Source organism: Rhizobium sp. NLR16a (assembly GCF_017948245.1).
GTDB lineage: Bacteria > Pseudomonadota > Alphaproteobacteria > Rhizobiales > Rhizobiaceae > Rhizobium.
The window spans coordinates 2,109,168-2,124,999 of the sequence record NZ_CP072865.1 but is presented as its reverse complement, the minus strand read 5'-3'; the positions used below and the strand labels follow the sequence as shown (position 1 = coordinate 2,124,999).

21 protein-coding genes and 2 tRNA genes are annotated in these 15,832 nt (G+C 59.8%); 16 read left to right on the top strand and 7 right to left on the bottom strand.

Annotation, left to right across the window (positions count from 1 at the left end; all coding sequences use genetic code 11):
• Window positions 1–41: 41 nt before the first annotated feature.
• The 6 genes from J7U39_RS10410 (at window position 42) to J7U39_RS10385 (ending at window position 6,682) form a co-directional block, all read left to right on the top strand.
• Window positions 42–1,580 carry a sugar ABC transporter ATP-binding protein gene (locus J7U39_RS10410; RefSeq protein WP_210628157.1) on the top strand — a complete coding sequence of 513 codons (1,539 nt, stop codon included), beginning with the start codon at window positions 42–44 and terminating at the stop codon, window positions 1,578–1,580.
• Complete coding sequence (locus tag J7U39_RS10405; protein ID WP_210628156.1) at window positions 1,577–2,572, top strand: ABC transporter permease; 996 nt, start codon at window positions 1,577–1,579, stop codon at window positions 2,570–2,572. Before J7U39_RS10410 ends, J7U39_RS10405 begins: the two co-directional genes overlap by 4 nt.
• A complete protein-coding gene (locus tag J7U39_RS10400; protein ID WP_210628155.1) occupies window positions 2,569–3,549 on the top strand; it encodes an ABC transporter permease in 981 nt (326 codons plus the stop codon). The genes J7U39_RS10405 and J7U39_RS10400 overlap by 4 nt, the downstream gene beginning before the upstream one ends.
• Before the next feature lie 323 nt (window positions 3,550–3,872).
• Entirely contained in the window at window positions 3,873–4,532 is a 660-nt protein-coding gene (locus J7U39_RS10395) for a peroxiredoxin (protein WP_210628154.1), read from the top strand.
• A 146-nt stretch (window positions 4,533–4,678) separates the two neighbouring features.
• A complete protein-coding gene (locus tag J7U39_RS10390) occupies window positions 4,679–5,635 on the top strand; it encodes a lytic transglycosylase domain-containing protein (RefSeq protein ID WP_210628153.1) in 957 nt (318 codons plus the stop codon).
• A 93-nt stretch (window positions 5,636–5,728) separates the two neighbouring features.
• Window positions 5,729–6,682 (top strand): NAD-dependent epimerase/dehydratase family protein, encoded by a 954-nt coding sequence (locus J7U39_RS10385; protein ID WP_210628152.1) that lies wholly within the window; start codon window positions 5,729–5,731, stop codon window positions 6,680–6,682.
• 24 nt (window positions 6,683–6,706) lie between these two features.
• On the opposite strand, the gene J7U39_RS10380 is transcribed toward J7U39_RS10385, so the two are convergent.
• Complete coding sequence (locus J7U39_RS10380) at window positions 6,707–7,972, bottom strand: glycerate kinase (RefSeq protein WP_210628151.1); 1,266 nt, start codon at window positions 7,970–7,972, stop codon at window positions 6,707–6,709.
• Between the two features lie 192 nt (window positions 7,973–8,164).
• Between J7U39_RS10380 and J7U39_RS10375 the strand changes: the two genes are divergently transcribed.
• Complete coding sequence (locus J7U39_RS10375) at window positions 8,165–8,464, top strand: DUF6074 family protein (RefSeq protein WP_210628150.1); 300 nt, start codon at window positions 8,165–8,167, stop codon at window positions 8,462–8,464.
• Window positions 8,465–8,681: 217 nt separating this feature from the next.
• The gene (locus J7U39_RS10370; RefSeq protein WP_210628149.1) at window positions 8,682–9,089 is read left to right on the top strand and encodes a low affinity iron permease family protein; all 408 of its coding nucleotides are present in this window, start codon (window positions 8,682–8,684) and stop codon (window positions 9,087–9,089) included.
• 12 nt (window positions 9,090–9,101) lie between these two features.
• Here J7U39_RS10370 and J7U39_RS10365 read toward each other — a convergent pair whose 3' ends face one another.
• Together J7U39_RS10365 and J7U39_RS10360 are read right to left on the bottom strand one after the other, a co-directional pair.
• A complete protein-coding gene (locus J7U39_RS10365; RefSeq protein ID WP_210628148.1) occupies window positions 9,102–9,461 on the bottom strand; it encodes a low affinity iron permease family protein in 360 nt (119 codons plus the stop codon).
• Between the two features lie 204 nt (window positions 9,462–9,665).
• Window positions 9,666–10,586, bottom strand: a complete 921-nt coding sequence (locus tag J7U39_RS10360) for a hypothetical protein (protein ID WP_210628147.1) — start codon at window positions 10,584–10,586, stop codon at window positions 9,666–9,668.
• A gap of 177 nt (window positions 10,587–10,763) precedes the next feature.
• Here J7U39_RS10360 and J7U39_RS32260 point away from each other — a divergent pair, with 177 nt between their 5' ends.
• Entirely contained in the window at window positions 10,764–10,976 is a 213-nt protein-coding gene (locus J7U39_RS32260; RefSeq protein ID WP_210628146.1) for a hypothetical protein, read from the top strand.
• 76 nt (window positions 10,977–11,052) lie between these two features.
• Here J7U39_RS32260 and J7U39_RS10350 read toward each other — a convergent pair whose 3' ends face one another.
• Window positions 11,053–11,289 (bottom strand): hypothetical protein, encoded by a 237-nt coding sequence (locus J7U39_RS10350; protein WP_210631642.1) that lies wholly within the window; start codon window positions 11,287–11,289, stop codon window positions 11,053–11,055.
• 64 nt (window positions 11,290–11,353) lie between these two features.
• Here J7U39_RS10350 and J7U39_RS10345 point away from each other — a divergent pair, with 64 nt between their 5' ends.
• The 4 genes from J7U39_RS10345 to J7U39_RS10335 all read left to right on the top strand — a co-directional run bounded on the left by J7U39_RS10345 (window position 11,354) and on the right by J7U39_RS10335 (window position 13,339).
• The gene (locus J7U39_RS10345) at window positions 11,354–11,833 is read left to right on the top strand and encodes a hypothetical protein (protein WP_247241661.1); all 480 of its coding nucleotides are present in this window, start codon (window positions 11,354–11,356) and stop codon (window positions 11,831–11,833) included.
• Between the two features lie 297 nt (window positions 11,834–12,130).
• Complete coding sequence (locus J7U39_RS31775; RefSeq protein WP_247241660.1) at window positions 12,131–12,310, top strand: hypothetical protein; 180 nt, start codon at window positions 12,131–12,133, stop codon at window positions 12,308–12,310.
• 195 nt (window positions 12,311–12,505) lie between these two features.
• Window positions 12,506–12,709, top strand: a complete 204-nt coding sequence (locus J7U39_RS10340) for a CsbD family protein (protein WP_210628145.1) — start codon at window positions 12,506–12,508, stop codon at window positions 12,707–12,709.
• Between the two features lie 315 nt (window positions 12,710–13,024).
• Window positions 13,025–13,339 carry a hypothetical protein gene (locus J7U39_RS10335; protein ID WP_210628144.1) on the top strand — a complete coding sequence of 105 codons (315 nt, stop codon included), beginning with the start codon at window positions 13,025–13,027 and terminating at the stop codon, window positions 13,337–13,339.
• A 298-nt stretch (window positions 13,340–13,637) separates the two neighbouring features.
• On the opposite strand, the gene J7U39_RS10330 is transcribed toward J7U39_RS10335, so the two are convergent.
• Window positions 13,638–13,712 (bottom strand) — tRNA-Asn (locus J7U39_RS10330).
• A gap of 117 nt (window positions 13,713–13,829) precedes the next feature.
• Here J7U39_RS10330 and J7U39_RS10325 point away from each other — a divergent pair.
• Window positions 13,830–14,147 (top strand): hypothetical protein, encoded by a 318-nt coding sequence (locus tag J7U39_RS10325; RefSeq protein ID WP_210628143.1) that lies wholly within the window; start codon window positions 13,830–13,832, stop codon window positions 14,145–14,147.
• Between the two features lie 94 nt (window positions 14,148–14,241).
• The gene (locus J7U39_RS10320) at window positions 14,242–14,529 is read left to right on the top strand and encodes a hypothetical protein (protein WP_210628142.1); all 288 of its coding nucleotides are present in this window, start codon (window positions 14,242–14,244) and stop codon (window positions 14,527–14,529) included.
• A gap of 54 nt (window positions 14,530–14,583) precedes the next feature.
• On the opposite strand, the gene J7U39_RS10315 is transcribed toward J7U39_RS10320, so the two are convergent.
• Together J7U39_RS10315 and J7U39_RS10310 are read right to left on the bottom strand one after the other, a co-directional pair.
• Complete coding sequence (locus J7U39_RS10315; RefSeq protein WP_210628141.1) at window positions 14,584–14,922, bottom strand: KTSC domain-containing protein; 339 nt, start codon at window positions 14,920–14,922, stop codon at window positions 14,584–14,586.
• A gap of 108 nt (window positions 14,923–15,030) precedes the next feature.
• Window positions 15,031–15,294 carry a hypothetical protein gene (locus J7U39_RS10310; RefSeq protein WP_210628140.1) on the bottom strand — a complete coding sequence of 88 codons (264 nt, stop codon included), beginning with the start codon at window positions 15,292–15,294 and terminating at the stop codon, window positions 15,031–15,033.
• Window positions 15,295–15,562: 268 nt separating this feature from the next.
• Between J7U39_RS10310 and J7U39_RS10305 the strand changes: the two genes are divergently transcribed.
• A tRNA-Cys gene (locus J7U39_RS10305) sits at window positions 15,563–15,636 on the top strand.
• Window positions 15,637–15,832 lie beyond the last annotated feature (196 nt).

The window sequence follows — 15,832 nt, the reverse complement described above, 5'->3', positions numbered from 1 at the left end:
CCCGCAATCTGGCCACGACAGAGCGAACGGAGGCTGGACGCATGACTTTGTCCGAACCGATTTTCCGCATGGAAGGCATATCGAAGCGTTATGGCGGAGCCGTCGCGCTTAAGGATGCCCATATCGCCATTCGGCCAGGGGCGATTCATGCCGTCCTTGGCGAGAACGGTGCCGGCAAGTCCACACTGATCAAGATCATGGCGGGCGTCGTGGCGCCGGACGAAGGACACATGCTGCTTGATGGCAAGGAGGTCACCTTTGCCTCGCCGGCGGCCGCCAACGCCGCGGGCATCGTGTGCGTTTTCCAAGAGCTTTCGCTCATTCCCGATCTCTCTGTCGCCGATAACATCGTCATCAGCCATCCGCCACAGAGGTTCGGCATGATAGACCGGCACAAACAGCGCAAGATAGCCGAGGAAGCGCTGGCTCGCGCCGGCGCGTCCGATATCCATCCTTCAGTATTGGTCAAAGAGCTACCCTTGTCTCGACGGCAAATGGTGGAGATTGCTAAGGCACTTGCCCGCAAGCCGCGACTGATGATCCTCGATGAGGCTACGTCGGCGCTGACGCAGGCGGATGTCGAAAAGGTCTTCGCCGTACTGAAGCGCCTGCGCGCCGAAGGGATGGCGCTTATCTACATCTCTCACCGCATGCACGAAATCGCCCAGCTGGCCGATGACTGCACGGTGTTCCGCAACGGCCGCAGCATCGAATCCTACCCGGCGGGCACCAAGAGCGATCAGCAGGTAGTCGAACTGATGATCGGCCGTGAATACACCAATGTCTTCCCGCCGAAGCCCGCGCATCGACCGGAGAAAAAACCGATCCTTTCCTGCCGCGATCTTTCCTGGGGCGATCGGCTCTCCGGCATCACTTTCGACATCAGGCCCGGCGAGATCGTCGGCCTCGGCGGGCTGGACGGCCAGGGGCAGCGCGATTTGCTGCTGGCCTTCTTCGGCGTGCTGCGTGACCTGAAAGGGGAGATCGCGATCGACGGCATGCCGGTCAGACTGAAGAGTCCCCGTCATGCCAAGTCTGGCGGCATATCCATGGCGTTGATCCCCGAGGACAGGAAGACCGAAGGGTTGATGCTGCCAATGACCGTGCGCGAGAACCTCTCGATTGCAGCCCTCGACCGCGTTTCGCGTAATGGCGTCATTGATCGGACGGCAGAGCGTCGCGAAATCGACGAACTGTTCAAGCTTCTGGCAATCAAGGCTGCGACGATCGACATGCCCGTTGCAGGCCTCTCAGGCGGCAACCAGCAGAAGGTGGTCATCGCCAAATGGCTGATGAACCGGCCGCGCATCATCCTGCTCAACGATCCGACGCGCGGCATAGACGTCGGCACCAAGCAGGAAATCTATCTGCTGCTGCGCAAGCTTGCGGATGCCGGAGCGGCCATCATCTTCTACTCCACCGACTATGACGAACTGATCGGATGCTGCGACCGGGTACTCGTCATGTATGATGGAAGCATTGTCCGCGAGCTTGAAGGCGCCGATATCAACGAACATGAGTTGATCGGCGCCGCGCTCAATATCGGCGGCGACCACGCACAACAAAGGACAGCGCCATGACAAGACTGGCTTTCGGCGAACGACGGTTTTGGTATGCGCAACAGAAGGGGACGTTGTTTGCCGCACTGCTCTTCATCGCCATGTTCGCCCTCTACGTTTCGAACCACCCGGCGGGTTTCACCCCCAATGTCGTGCAGACGGCATCGAACAAGGCGACGCTGCTTGCCTTTGTAGCGATGGCCCAGTGCCTGGTCGTCATCACCGCCGGCATTGACCTTTCGGCCGGCATGGTTTTGGTCCTCTGCAATTGCATTGCCTCCTGGCTGGTCGTCGGAACGCCGCTGGAGACGGCGGCGGGCGTCGTCGTGGTGCTGTTTGCCGGACTCGGCTGCGGCATGCTGAACGGGCTCATCATTATCTTCGGCCGGCTGCAGCCGATTGTCACGACGATTGCGACCAGCGCGATTTTCTACGGCTTGGCGCTATTGCTGCGGCCGACTCCCGGAGGCTCGGTCAACGAGGATCTGGCCGATGCGTTCACCTCGAAGCTTTTCGGGATCGTTCCGGCAAGCCTCACCGTCCTTCTCGCAGTCATCATCGTCATCTGGATACCGTTCAGCCGCTCGACGATAGGCAGGGCAGCCTATGCCGTCGGGTCGGCCGAGAATGCCGCCTTCATGTCGGCGATGCCGGTCAAGCGGGCAAAACTTGCCGCCTATGCCTTGGCCGGGCTCCTTTCGGCGATCGGCGGGCTCTATCTCACCTTCTTCTCCTATACCGGCGAAGCGGCCCTGGCGAGCGGCAACGCCTACACACTCTATTCGATTGCGGCGGTGGTGCTCGGCGGCGTTTCCCTCGCTGGCGGCAAGGGAAGTGCCGTCGGCGCCGTCTTCGGAGCCTTGGCATTCCGCACGATCGGCGACCTGCTGTTCGTCTTCGATTTCGATCCGCTTTGGCAGCCCCTTTTCCAGGGCGTCGTGTTGATGCTGGCGATCAGTATCGGCTGCGTCGGCCTTTCGAGGGTCCGCAATCGGCTGGAGTGGTTTCAATGAGCGAGGAAACTACTTTACGGCAGCTTCGAATGCCTGCACGGCTGCGCGGCGTCGATCCGGCGGTCGCCACCGCTTTCGGATGCATCATCCTGCTGCTGCTCGCCGGCTCAATTTATTCGCGGAATTTCCTGTCGCCCGATTATCTTCTGCAGCAGTTGAAGGTGGCCTCCTTCCTCGGTGTCATCGCCACCGGCATGATGGCGGTTATCCTGCTCGGCCAAATCGACCTTTCTGTCCCGTGGGTCGTGACCACAGGCGCGATGATGGCCTGCGCCGCGACGGCTTACGGAACGACGGGTTCGATCCTGGCAATCCCCTTCGGCATTTTCTGCGGATGCGCGATCGGCCTCGTCAATGGCGTGGCGGTCGCTTACCTCCGAATTCCCTCGATGATCATCACTTTGGCCACCAACGCTGTCGCGCAAGGGCTGATGGTCGTTTACACCGGCGGCTTCTCTCCCCAGGATTCGGCCTCGCCGGCCATGCGATTTCTCGCGGCCGGATATACCGTTCCCGGGCTACCGAATGGCGTTCTCGTCTGGTTCCTGATCGGCCTGCTTGCGGTCTTCCTGCTGACGCGCACGACCTTCGGCCGATCGCTTTATGCCATCGGAAACCGTGAGCGCGCCGCCTATCTGTCCGGCATCGACACACGCCGCATTACGCTTCTTGCCTTCGTCATGTCAGGGGGGCTCAGCGCGCTCGGGGGCGTGTTGCTGGCGGGTTACGCGTCGAAGGCGTCGCAATCCATGGGCGACGCCTATCTGCTGCCCTCGATTGCCGCCGTCGTCCTCGGCGGCACTCACGTGCTCGGCGGCAAAGGGTCCTATCTCGGGACAGTTGCCGGCGTCATCCTGATTACGCTGCTGCAGTCGATCCTTTCTGTAATGCAGATCGAGGAAGCAGGCCGCCAACTCATTTATGGCGCTGTCATCATCAGCATGCTCCTGCTTTACGGCCGCCAGCGGCCGATCTGACGGGCAGGTCCGGACTGCAGACCTCGCCGATCCGGCGCTGCTACGGCTTCGGTTCTCCAGCGACCGATAGAAAGACGATCGGTCTTGTTCTCGCGACAGGGCCGGAAAAATAATACCGGGCGCCGGCCGCAAATCGGAAGAGAATGCCTTCGGTTCTCGTGGTATATGGCTTAAGGAAATGCGACGAAGATCTTGGGATGGGACGGTTTTCTGTCCGCAGCTGCTGCGATCCGTAAATTGCGGTCGACGAAACCTCCGGCAGCCAGCGTCAGTGACCGCCATTTGAGATAACGAAACCCGACAACGGCTTTGGAGGGCCGACCATGAGCTTACGTATCAACGACATCGCCCCCGATTTCACCGCCGACACGACACAGGGACCGATCAACTTCCATGATTGGATCGGCAACGGCTGGGCCGTGCTGTTCTCGCACCCGAAGAATTTCACGCCTGTCTGCACGACGGAGCTCGGCGCCATGGCCGGCCTCGCTGACGAGTTTTCCAAGCGCGGCGTCAAGATCATCGGCATCTCCGTCGATCCGGTAGAAAGCCATGCCAAGTGGAAAGGTGATATCAAGACCGCAACCGGCTTCGACGTCGATTATCCCCTGATCGGCGATAAGGACCTGAAGGTCGCCAAACTCTATGACATGCTGCCGGCCGGCGCCGGCGACAGCTCCGAAGGCCGCACGCCTGCCGACAACGCGACGGTGCGTTCGGTCTTCGTCATCGGCCCGGATAAGAAGATCAAGCTGATCCTGACCTATCCGATGACGACGGGCCGCAATTTCAACGAGATCCTGCGCGCCATCGACTCCATCCAGCTGACGGCCAAGCACCAGGTGGCGACGCCGGCGAACTGGAATCAGGGCGAAGATGTCATCATCACCGCCGCCGTTTCCAACGACGACGCGATCGCGCGTTTCGGCTCCTTCGATACGGTTCTGCCCTATCTCAGGAAGACGAAGCAGCCATCGGCCTGAAACGGCTTTCAAATCCGTTCCCGGAGCCGCCGCGGCCATTGCCCGGCGGCTTTTTCATGCCCGCATTGCGAAATGGGGAAGCTTCGCGCCTTGATCGATGTTATCTAACATGAGCGTCGCGATGGAAGTTAACCTGCTGAGATCCGATGATAGGGCGAAAGCGTCAGTCCGGCATTTTGAGGAGATCGGCGAAGGCCTTGCTTTCGCTCTCCTTTCTGTTTTCCGCCGTCGACACGCCGAAAGCTCAGCCGGAAGAGAGTGCTGCCGAGCCGGCCTGTCTCTATTCGGGACCCTCGGCCTCGGGATCGGGCGAGAGGCTCTGCATCCGCAAAGACAGTTTCAATCGTGACCTCTGCAATGCGATCGAGCATTTCGCCGAGGCCAGTCGGTTGCCGCCAGCTTATTTCGCTCGGCTCATCTGGCGCGAAAGCACGTTTCGCCCCGACGCGGTCAGCTTCAAGGGCGCGCAGGGCATTGCGCAGTTCATGCCTGGAACGGCGAAACTTCGCGGCCTCGAGGACAGCTATCAGGCGCTGGAAGCCTTGAGGAAATCGGCGCAATATCTCGACGAGTTGCGTAACCGTTTCGGCAATCTCGGCCTTGCCGCCGCCGCCTATAACGCCGGCGAAAATGGTCTTGCGACTTACCTTACATCAGGCAGGTTACCCTACGAGACGCGTAACTACGTGATGGCGATCACCGCGCATACGGTCGAGGAGTGGAAGGACAATCCGCCTGAAGACGCGGCCGTCCCGCTGGACAAGAACAAGCCCTTCCTCGAAGGCTGCGTGGCGCTCGCCGAAAGCCGGATATTGAAGGACACGCCTTGGCGTCAGGAGGGCATTTGGGCACCCTGGGGCATCCAGCTGGCGGCGAATGCAGATATGGCGGTGGCGCGGCGCATGTTTCGCGATGCCGTGCAGGATCTGCCGGCGCCATTGAATGCGGAGCAGCCGTTGATCTTGCGCCAGCGCGATCGCAGCTTCGGGTTCCGCCCGCGTTACGCCGCCCGTATCGCCCGGCAGACACGTATGGAGGCCAACGACGTCTGCAGCCAGATCCGCAAGCATGGCGGCACCTGCCTCGTTTTCAGGAACCAATAGCAGGCCTGCCCCATTCGCGGCGAAAAGTCTGCTTGCGGGATCGCCGGACGGAGCAGCATAGTCGCAGCGGATCATGCCATCGGGAGGAAGACAATGCGTGTTTTGGTCATTGGGGCAACGGGCCACGTCGGAACCTATCTCATTCCCCGTCTAGTGGAGGCGGGTCACGACGTCGTCACCATCAGCCGCGGCGCGGCAAAGCCTTATACGGCAAACCGCGCCTGGGCCTCTGTCGATCAGCGACAGATGGACCGGGTAGAGATGGAGCGGAAGGGTGATTTCGGTCCGGCCGTGCGGGAAGCGAAAGCCGATATCGTCATCGATATGATCTGCTTCACGCTGGAAAGCGCCGAGCAGCTGGTGATGGCGCTGTCAGGGCATGTCGGCCACTTCCTGCATACCGGCACGATCTGGACACATGGATATCCGGTGGCCGTGCCGACACGGGAGGAAGCGCCGAAGTCTCCGTTCGGTAACTATGGCATCCAGAAGGCGGCGATCGAGACCTATCTGCTGCAGCAGGCAAGACTTCGGGGTTTTCCGGCGACCGTCATTCATCCCGGCCACATTGTCGGCCCCGGATGGGCGCCGCTCAATCCGGCCGGCAATTTTAATCTGCAGGTCTTTTCGACCCTGGCCCGCGGAGAGGATCTGGCGCTGCCCAATTTCGGCCTGGAGACCGTTCATCACGTCCATGCCGATGACGTGGCGGCGATGTTCATGGATGCGATCGCCAATCGGAACGCATCGATCGGCGAAAGTTTCCATGCGGTATCGGAGCAGGCCGTGACGCTTCGCGGTTACGCCGAATCCATCTCGCGATGGTTCGGGCGCGACCCGAAGCTCACCTTCGCGCCCTTCGACGTTTGGGCGAAAGGCCAGACGGCCGAGGACGCGGAGGCGACATGGGAGCACATCGCCCGCAGTCCGAACTGCTCGATTGCCAAAGCCCGGCGCCTGTTGGGCTATACCCCGAGATATACATCTCTGCAGGCGGTGCGGGAATCAGTCGGCTGGCTGGTCGGGCAGGGGCGGATCAAGACCTGATCGCCGGTTAATCGTTCATGGGCTCTAATGGATGAGGATCGCTCGGAAATCGTTGACGTTGGTTCCGGTCGGACCGGTCTCGAAGAGATCGTCGATCGCCTGGAACGCCGTGTAGCTGTCATTGCCGTCGAGCAGCCGGCGCGGATCGAGCCCGGCGGCTCGCAAACGCTTCACCGTGCCGCCATCGGCAAAGGCGCCGGCATTGTCTTCCGAGCCGTCAATCCCGTCCGTGTCGGCAGCGAGCACATCAATACCGTCTTGCCCATCGATCGCAAGCGCCATGGCAAGGGTGAATTCGCCATTGCGCCCGCCCTTGCCGCCCTTGGCTCTCAGCGTCACCGTCGTCTCGCCGCCGGACAGGAGGACGACCGGCTTCGAGAATGGCCTGTTCCGCCCGAGAACCTCGCGGGCGATGGCCGCATGCACCAGCGCCACGTCACGCGATTCGCCTTCGATGGCATCCGAAAGGATTGCCGGCGTGATTCCTTGCGATTCCGCCTTGGAGGCCGCCGCCGCCAGCGAAACGCCGGCAGAGGCGATGATGTGATGCTGGTGCCGCAGGAATACCGGATCGTCCGGCCGCGGTGCATCTGCCTTCGGCGAGTTCAGATGGTCGAGCGCGGCCTGCGGCAACCGCAATCCATATTGCCTGATAATCTCCAGCGCTTCGTGCCGTGTTGAACCGTCGGGCACCGTCGGCCCGGAGGCGACATGGGCCGGGTTGTCGCCAGGAATGTCGGAAACAATCAGGCTGACGAGTCTCGCTTTCGTCGCCGCCGCCAGTCTGCCGCCCTTGATGGTGGAGAGATGTTTGCGCACCACATTCATCGCCGAAATCGGCGCGCCCGAAGCAAGCAGCATTTCGTTGAGCGCAATCTCGTCTTCGAGCGTCAACCCCTCCGGCGGGGCGGGCAGCAGCGCCGAGCCGCCGCCGCAGATCAGCGCGATCACCAGATCGTCTTCCGTCAACCGGTTCACCGTTTCCATCAACCGCCTCGCGGCAGCGAATCCCGCAGCGTCGGGCACCGGGTGGGCTGCCTCGATGATCTCGATGAAGCGTGTTTCGCAGCCATAGCCGTATCGCGTGACCACCAACCCCTCGATCGGTCCGTCCCATGCGCTTTCGAGCGCCCGCGCCATCTGCGCCGCGCCCTTGCCGGCGCCAATCACGACGGTTCTTCCTTTCGGTTTCTCCGGCAGGTGCGATTTGATGCTGGTCAGCGGATCGGCGGCGAGAACCGCCGCGTCGAACAGGCTTTTCAGGAAATCACGGGGGGTGGTTATCGTCATCGGTGGTCTCTGCTGCCTCAAGGTTCGATCATGATGGGGACTGTCGGCGCATCGGCGTGGCGGCGTCAAGGCCGAAGATGCGATGATCTGACGGCAGGACGCAGAGTCTGGCCATTGAAAGAGGCGAACGAATAGAAAGCATTAACCATCGTCCCGTAGACAACATATAGGATCAAAGGAAACCTGTATTCGATGGCCACTGAAACGACCCGCCGCCCCGCCGCCTCTCACGAAGGCAAGGTTATTGCCTTTCCCTCCGCAACCGGAACCGCCAACGTCGAGCGTTGCGCTCGGGAACTCGGCCGCCGGCATGGTGCGGACGCGATCGAATTTTGGAAGGCCGAGTGCCGCAGGCTTGCCGATCAGCTTCTGGCCGCGGGAATGCCGGAGAGCGAAGTCCGCCAGCGGGTGATGGAGTTTCAGCAAGATGTCCAGATCGAACTGGTCCTCACCCACCAGAAGCAGGCTGTTGCCAAATCGCGGAAACGCTGATGCGTGGCAGCTGGAAGTGGGCAGCAGTTCCAGCTGTAGTTATAACGTTATTGCGCGTCGCACCCATCAGGTTTAACCCTACGCATCTGACCTGCAATCTCTTGCATTGGTGCGCTGTCTGCCGTCTGGACCTCGCTCGACGGCATGAGGAACTTCCGCCCGGATCTGGAGTTGATGTTGTCGATTGACAGCATTGACGCTGCGGGAGCCTTCTTGAATGTCGAACAAATCCAACTTCTTCTCTTCCTTCGCAACCGCCGTCGCCGAGCTGTCGGGAAGGCCGTTCACCTTTGTCGCGGCACTGACGCTCGTCCTCGTCTGGGCAGTGTCCGGGCCGTATTTCGATTATTCCGAAACGTGGCAGCTTGTGATCAACACGACGACCACCATCATCACCTTTCTGATGGTGTTTGTGTTGCAGAACAGCCAGAACCGTGACGGAAAGGCTCTGCAGGCCAAGCTCGACGAGCTCATTTTGACCAGCCAGGCCGCCAACAAGTTCGTCGGCATCGAAAAGCTGGACGAGGGCGAGCTCAGGGAAATGAGCAAGACGCTTTCAGAAAAAGCTGAAAGCATGGAGGAGAAGGCGGAGGAGAAATCTGGCGCAGAGGCAACGTCTGACTAACTGCTTCGCACTTCAGGTTCGCCTCGCCGAAATCTGGTCTCGATGCTGCTGCCGCATGCCTTCAATGGCGTCGACATCTTTCTTCTCCGCCGCAATCCAATGGTTTCCTGCCTCACTCGATCGAATCAGTTCGTCAAGCTTGGTATGCAGCGCCTTCATGTCCCGATTTTGGGAGTGCTGCACCAGCAGCAAAATGAAGAATGTAATGAGTGTCCCCACCATGTTGGTCAGCAAGAACCACTGTCGGGGGAAGGAAAAGCTCAAACCCACCGCGGTCCATGTGGCTGTGAACGCGACCAGCGCGGCAGGAAGCACATGATGCCCTGCCCATGATACGGCGAGGTCGGAAATCTCTCGAAAGCGCCAGCGCATACGGCTCTCCACAGCCCGTATAAAGGAAGATGGAGCAGATCGGAGCCGTGTCCATCAACCAAAGCGCGTTGCATGTCGTTACCGCAAAACCCGGCCTGGTTTTTGCGCGACAATTGCCTGGATGGTCGCGGATAATCCAACCTCCGGAAAGCCGGGCCATCTGAGGGGGCGCAGCATTCAGCTTGCGCCCCATGGGTGCATCCATCAGAGCCGGGAAGTGACGACGAGATCTTCCTCTGCGTCGCGTTGCGATCCTCCCAGAGCCGCAGCCGCAGCGGCTATGAAAGCGCCGACCAGAAGCGACAAGGATCCAAGCAATGCCGTGGTCGAGGCGGCTTTTCGTGCCTCGTCGGCAGCCTTCTGGGTGGCGGCCTTGGCGTCGTCGATACGCTTCAGCACCGCATCCACGCGGGTGCGCGCATCGGCTTCGGAAAGACCGGTTCGCGCAGAGACGATAGTGGCGAGATAGGCCTTGTCCTCATCTGGAACTTGCCCTTCGGCAGCGCCATTGAGGAGGATGCGGGAGACTTCCGATGTTGCCGCAGCATCGTTGGATGTCGCTGCCGCGCGCGCCTGATCAGGGCGTAGCAACGCGTCGGTAAAATAGGCGGTGGAAAGATCCAGCGGCGAGGTTGACGAGGTTGCTGCAGCCGTACCGGCGACCGCAGCAGTCGAGCCAACGGCTTGCGCGGCCGATCCCACCGCCTGTGCTCCGGCACCGGCGAGCGATGTCAGCGACGATGCGAGGAATCCGGCGACAAAGATGGTCGCCAAAGCCCAGCTTAGGAAACCATGCGCGGTGTCGCGGAAGAAAACCTCATCGGTGTGGACGGCCGCCCATTTTGTGCGCAGGCGGCCGGTTACATAGCCTCCGAGTGCGGAGGAGAGCCATTGCACGACGACGAGCCAGATCGCAGCTGTGATGCCGAGCGTGCCGAGCGAACTGCTTTGCCCCGACCAGGGCGACACCATCGTCAGCCCAAGCCCGGATCCCAGAAGCAGGAGGATGAGGGTCACTCCGATGGCGGCGGCTGCGCCACCGAAAATGGGTCCCCATGTCATGGCGGATTTGGAGGATTCGACCGGAGTGGCAACCTCTCCGGAACCTGTCACTGAAACCGACATGATCCGTTCCTATCGCATAAACAGAGCCAGAAGAATGATGATAGGCAGTGGAACGCCAAGCAGCCAAAGTAGAATACCGCGACCCATGAGAGACCTCCTGTCCAAGGCGACGTTACGTGGTTGATGCCACACAACTTTTAACCACGGCGTTTGTTCCCGCCGGTGGAAGCGGTCGGTTTGAAGCGCGCTGGTTTCCTTTCAATCGCGCGGCAGCATTTGAAGGAGCAGCAGATTGCCGGAGCGGTTGCCGCATCCTTGGCATTGAAGGCGTTTGGCCAGACCGGCGAGAGTCAGGTTCTGGCCGCAGCGCCGGGCAACATCCCGCCGGTCGATAAACATCTGGCGGCGACATATGCGGCAATGGCCGTAAATGACAAACCACTCCGGTAACGTCGCCAATGTTGCCTCTTCGATTTCGACGGCGTGGCGATCAGGGGGCGCGAGGCCGATACCGCGCGACGATGTCTCATCGCCTTTCAAAACTCGTAGTCCGTTCACATGCCATGCCGCGGCTCAGGTCCTTATCTCTCAGGGCAAGCTGAAGTCTGAGATGATGGCAATCCAGCAGCAGCGTCGTAATGGCGGCACGGACGTCCCCTTGGTGAAAAGCGACAACTGCGTCGACTTCTCCTCTCAACGTTTCTTCTGCCAATTTCTCGGCTGCCTGCGGACGCACGACCTCGATCTCCTTCAGAGCTTCCAATCCGATTTTCATCTGCCGCCTCACCGATGTTCCTATTATGTTCCCATCGAGCTCCGAGTCAAGAATGAAGGCGTTTCCGCGGATCGTTCGGTCATCGACCGAGGCGGTGCGCGACGCAGCGACGTTCCTGTACGTTTTCGAACTGAAACAATCTCCAGAGGCTTTTGTTTGCTGCCTATCGGCAATGAAGCAGCGAGGAGGATATCCAATGCTTCTGAGAATGATGGCAGTAGCAGCAATTACGATCGGTCTGGCATCGTCGGCGATGGCGCAATCAGGTGGAGGCTCGGGATCGGGCAGCGGCAGCGGAGCTTCAGGTTCCGGCAGCGGCACCATGTCTGGTTCGGACGCCAGTGGTTCCGGCAACACCAACTCCAGCGATGCCGGGGCAAATACGACGATGGGCGCCGGTGCGACTGGTGCGAACGGATCCGGCGGCGATCCAAACGACTGTCAGCGCCAGCAGGCCGGCGGCACCGGCAACCCGGCTCCCACCTCCGGCAATAGCTCGACACAACCCGATGCGGCAAATGCATGCCAGTGAAGGCTCGAGCGGCTTCATCAATTTGCCCCGGAAATCAGTGTCGCTTCCGGGGCGCATGCGGCGGGTGCTTGCTGGTAATGCCGCAGGCATAGCCGGCGATATCCGCTCATCCCGCGCGCAGAATTTATAAAGGTCGGCAAGATTTTCGCGGCTGGAACTTATGTCCGTCGAAGGGAGCGCCTATATCTTTAGACACAGAGTGACGTCGGGGGAGATGAACTCGGGAAATGCTCCCGTTATTCCCGAGGGAGGGGCTCTCGCTCATCGAGCGCAGCGGAAATGGGAGAAGAAGTATCCATGAACAGATTTCGCGCAACTTTAACAGCTGCGGCAATTATTCTGGCGGCCATTGCCTCGGCGTGCTCGACACCGCCAAATTCATATGGCTCAGCATCGGGGTATCAGCCGGGCGATTCGATGAACCCGGCCTGCGCCGACGGCTTCCGACCTGGCGACGGGCGTTCGTGCAGCTATTAGGGCCTGCGCCGCTTCAAATCTGATGCGGGCATACTGAATCCCCTATCGAGCCCTCCGCCGGCATGAGCGAGGGCCAATTCTGTCACTCGCTGCCCACATGAAGAATTTTGGTTCTGCAATGGTTGGCGGCATGCCGAAGCGGAACCCTTATCGCTCGTCTCCGTTCCTCTTTCCTAACGATAGGAGGAATAAGCCATGGATTGGAACCGCGTCGAAGGTAACTGGAAGCAGATGAAGGGCAAGGTCAAGGAGCAGTGGGGCAAGCTGACGGACGACGATCTTGACGTCATCAACGGCAAGCGCGATCAGCTCGAAGGCAAGATTCAGGAGCGCTACGGCTACGAGAAAGACCGAACCCGGCGAGACATTGACGATTGGTATAATCGCCAGGCCTGGTAAGTGGCTTTATCGGAGCACGGATCGTTAACTCGGCACGCCCAACTTGATGGGCGTGCCATTTTCACATTTTTATCCGACGTGCCGGCAGCAAGGCAGCGGCGGCGTGCGCGCCGCGTCGCTAGCCGGTTGCCGCCGGCTGACTGCCCATGGGCGCCTGTTCTGTCCCCGGCGCACAGCATGAACGCCAATGGCCGGCTCGAGCGCCAACCGCGACCACACCAGAGGCGCGTCGGCTGGTGTTTTCTGTGGGCGGGCAGTCGTTCATCGAAGGTTAATGCTTGTTAATCCAGAATCGCAGCTTGAAAGGATGCGCCGATGAAGATGCTTTTTTCCACACTTGCAGCCATTGTCTTGTCTGCATCTTTCGCCCTGCCGCTAAACGCCACGCCTATCGTCGTGCCGAATGCCGTACATGTGCATTCTCCCGACGTCGAGCAGGTCAAACACCGTCACCATGGTAATGGACATGCGTATGGCCACTGGAAGAAACATCGGTACGTGTACCGCGACTGCCGGTATTATGGCTCGTGCTATCGTCCGCGGTATTACGGCTCCCGCGACTATTACGGCTATCGCGACGATTACCCCTATCGTCGTCGGTCGGGTATGACCGTGTATTTTGATTTTTAGTCGGTAGCACCAGGGACACCAGCCTTGGACCCCACAAGCGCGCCGTCGGTCTCACCAGCCGGCGGCTCTTTTGTTTGAGTGGGGTGACCTGCGCCGTTACCTGTCTGGATCTGATCAACTGCGATACGAGGAGATCAAGGCGTCGGACAGGAGAGGAAGCTACATCAGTAGCCACAGAACTGTCGCAAAAAAGAAGGGTCGGGGCGGTATGGACCGATCGCCAAAGTGGAGAGGGGAGTGGAGAAACAAGTGCCTGTTTTTGGATTTCTCAACAAAAACAGACACTTATTCTCTAAAATGGCTCCCCGGGCCGGATTCGAACCGGCGACCTGTCGATTAACAGTCGAATGCTCTACCGCTGAGCTACCAGGGATCACTGCTTGGCGCGGTGTGAGTGGGCTAATACAAATGCTTGCCCGATTTGCCAAGCGGTTTTTTCAAAAAAATGAAATGAACTTGTATTTGGACAGTCTGCGCCCATCTCTGGGAAATGACAAATAGGAATGATCGCCAAGAGACAACGGGCAACGAGAAGCGCAGAGGGCGGGCAGGGCGCTTCGGTATCGACCACGTAAACCACAGGCTTGTGCTCGGCTCTTTCAGCATCGGCATGCCACGCTCACGCATCGGGCGGATGGCAATCGGCACGGCCCTCGTTTTCTGTGGATTGCTGGGCTTCCTGCCGGTCCTCGGTTTCTGGATGCTGCCGCTCGGCCTCCTGGTGCTCTCGCATGATCTTTCCATCGCCCGTCGGCTTCGGCGCCGGCTGGCAGTTTGGTGGCACAGGCGGCGAAAGCCGGCCGGGTAGCGGCGGTCGCCGGAGACGTCCTGCGGAACTTCGATCGTTTTCTGCATTGGTGCTTTATGGCGCTGAAACGTGCCATGATGGTCCGGGTGAGGATATGAAGCCATTTTTTGTTGTAGTCTTCTGGGTGGCGGCGATCGTCTCAGCCACATCAGCCGAGGCGCAGGCCGTGGACAGCCGCGGTTTTGACGCGAGCGGTATCTGCCGCCGCCCCGAAGGCTGCGTCATCGATCAAGGCCAAGGCGGCTATAATGGGCCGCGCAACTATCGCAATTTTAACGGCCGTAACGAGCGCGACGGCAACAACGATCGCGGTCGGGACGATCGCCGCTTTCGTTCCCAGAACAGGACCTCGCTTGAGAGCGTCGGTATCATCGCTGGCTGATGACGCAAGCCCGGTTGTCGAGTTCGATCTGGATGCATCCGGGTGAATGCGATTCTAATTCGATCTCAATTCGCTTTCCTCGAAAATCCCGCCATGGCCCGGATCAAGCTCGGTTGCCATCAAGAGACTGCAGGCGGCAAGAAGCAGAACGAGCTTCAGCCCGTGGACTGCCATTGAGCCCGATTGTCGACGGGCCGGTGGGACGCGCGATGGCGCGATATAGTATCGGTAATAGAAGTGTGGATCGTTCGTCTCCAGAAGGTTCTGATAGACATGTGGCGGAATGTTCGCATGTCTCACCGGCGCGGAACCAGCGAACTTTACGTGGAGATCCCGGGTCTCGGCATCATATGCCGCACGTCCCTGCCTTTCTTTTAGGGCAGCCCATTCCATCGCAGCTCCTATCCCTCCCACGGCGATAAGATGGCGGGCAGGCGCTCTAAGTCAAGTTGGGAGTTGTTCAAATACCGCCGGTTCTTCGTGTCCCGAGTGGCAGGCAATTCACCAGGATCGGCCGGCGTCGAAATCTTCGCACTCGTCCTCAGTCATCTGGCGGTGAACAAACTGGCCGTCGACGACCTTGCGCATCACGTGGCCGGTGATCGGCATCTTCGTGTTGATGTCGGTGACGGGTTCGGTAACGAGGGCATAGCCCCACTCGTCTTCCTTGCCTCCGTTCACATAGGCCATCGAGCTTCGCCTGAGCGTCGCAAGCAGTGAAAAGAACATGTCTTTTGCGGTCTCGCCGAATGTCGCGTCGTTCATGATTTCTCCCCAGAAAATGGGGATCAACCAAATCGGTTCGCATTACAATCCTAACTATTTGGGGGGATGCCGGAGGGCCGGACTTTTATTGGTATTTAGTTAACCGGCTATCATCATCAGAGGGTGTAGCCGGTCCCGGAGGATTTCCGCAAACGCCTATTCCGAATGAAAAAAGGATCACATTCAGAATGAAAGGTCTTGCGCTCATTCTAGAGCTGGTCTAAATCGCGGCCACCACACGATATTTTTCGATGTCGGTCACAGGTGAGGCCTCGTGGCGGAGTGGTGACGCAGAGGACTGCAAATCCTTGTACCCCGGTTCAATTCCGGGCGAGGCCTCCAATTTCTCCTCATGTCTGCTAAAGAGTTGCGAAACCTCGCTGATTTTCGAGGTGGCGGCTCGGCCGCACGCTATTTTACAGGCAAGCGTACACGTCTTGCGTCGCCCGCCTTAGATTGTCGCAGGCTCAATGCCAGCTACGCGGCAGCGCGCTTCGGCGCTCGGCCTCCTCAGGTCGTTTCACCGTCCAGCAGCCCG

Excerpts from the sequence above, each read along its gene's own strand:
- J7U39_RS10410 (WP_210628157.1), top strand. The coding sequence starts at position 42 with ATGACTTTGTCCGAACCGATTTTCCGCATGGAAGGCATATCGAAGCGT.
- J7U39_RS10405 (WP_210628156.1), top strand. The coding sequence starts at position 1,577 with ATGACAAGACTGGCTTTCGGCGAACGACGGTTTTGGTATGCGCAACAG.
- J7U39_RS10400 (WP_210628155.1), top strand. The coding sequence starts at position 2,569 with ATGAGCGAGGAAACTACTTTACGGCAGCTTCGAATGCCTGCACGGCTG.
- J7U39_RS10395 (WP_210628154.1), top strand. The coding sequence starts at position 3,873 with ATGAGCTTACGTATCAACGACATCGCCCCCGATTTCACCGCCGACACG.
- J7U39_RS10390 (WP_210628153.1), top strand. The coding sequence starts at position 4,679 with ATGATAGGGCGAAAGCGTCAGTCCGGCATTTTGAGGAGATCGGCGAAG.
- J7U39_RS10385 (WP_210628152.1), top strand. The coding sequence starts at position 5,729 with ATGCGTGTTTTGGTCATTGGGGCAACGGGCCACGTCGGAACCTATCTC.
- J7U39_RS10380 (WP_210628151.1), bottom strand. The coding sequence starts at position 7,972 with ATGACGATAACCACCCCCCGTGATTTCCTGAAAAGCCTGTTCGACGCG.
- J7U39_RS10375 (WP_210628150.1), top strand. The coding sequence starts at position 8,165 with ATGGCCACTGAAACGACCCGCCGCCCCGCCGCCTCTCACGAAGGCAAG.
- J7U39_RS10370 (WP_210628149.1), top strand. The coding sequence starts at position 8,682 with ATGTCGAACAAATCCAACTTCTTCTCTTCCTTCGCAACCGCCGTCGCC.
- J7U39_RS10365 (WP_210628148.1), bottom strand. The coding sequence starts at position 9,461 with ATGCGCTGGCGCTTTCGAGAGATTTCCGACCTCGCCGTATCATGGGCA.
- J7U39_RS10360 (WP_210628147.1), bottom strand. The coding sequence starts at position 10,586 with ATGTCGGTTTCAGTGACAGGTTCCGGAGAGGTTGCCACTCCGGTCGAA.
- J7U39_RS10345 (WP_247241661.1), top strand. The coding sequence starts at position 11,354 with ATGAAGGCGTTTCCGCGGATCGTTCGGTCATCGACCGAGGCGGTGCGC.
- J7U39_RS31775 (WP_247241660.1), top strand. The coding sequence starts at position 12,131 with ATGAACAGATTTCGCGCAACTTTAACAGCTGCGGCAATTATTCTGGCG.
- J7U39_RS10340 (WP_210628145.1), top strand. The coding sequence starts at position 12,506 with ATGGATTGGAACCGCGTCGAAGGTAACTGGAAGCAGATGAAGGGCAAG.
- J7U39_RS10335 (WP_210628144.1), top strand. The coding sequence starts at position 13,025 with ATGAAGATGCTTTTTTCCACACTTGCAGCCATTGTCTTGTCTGCATCT.
- J7U39_RS10325 (WP_210628143.1), top strand. The coding sequence starts at position 13,830 with ATGACAAATAGGAATGATCGCCAAGAGACAACGGGCAACGAGAAGCGC.
- J7U39_RS10320 (WP_210628142.1), top strand. The coding sequence starts at position 14,242 with ATGAAGCCATTTTTTGTTGTAGTCTTCTGGGTGGCGGCGATCGTCTCA.
- J7U39_RS10315 (WP_210628141.1), bottom strand. The coding sequence starts at position 14,922 with ATGGAATGGGCTGCCCTAAAAGAAAGGCAGGGACGTGCGGCATATGAT.
- J7U39_RS10310 (WP_210628140.1), bottom strand. The coding sequence starts at position 15,294 with ATGAACGACGCGACATTCGGCGAGACCGCAAAAGACATGTTCTTTTCA.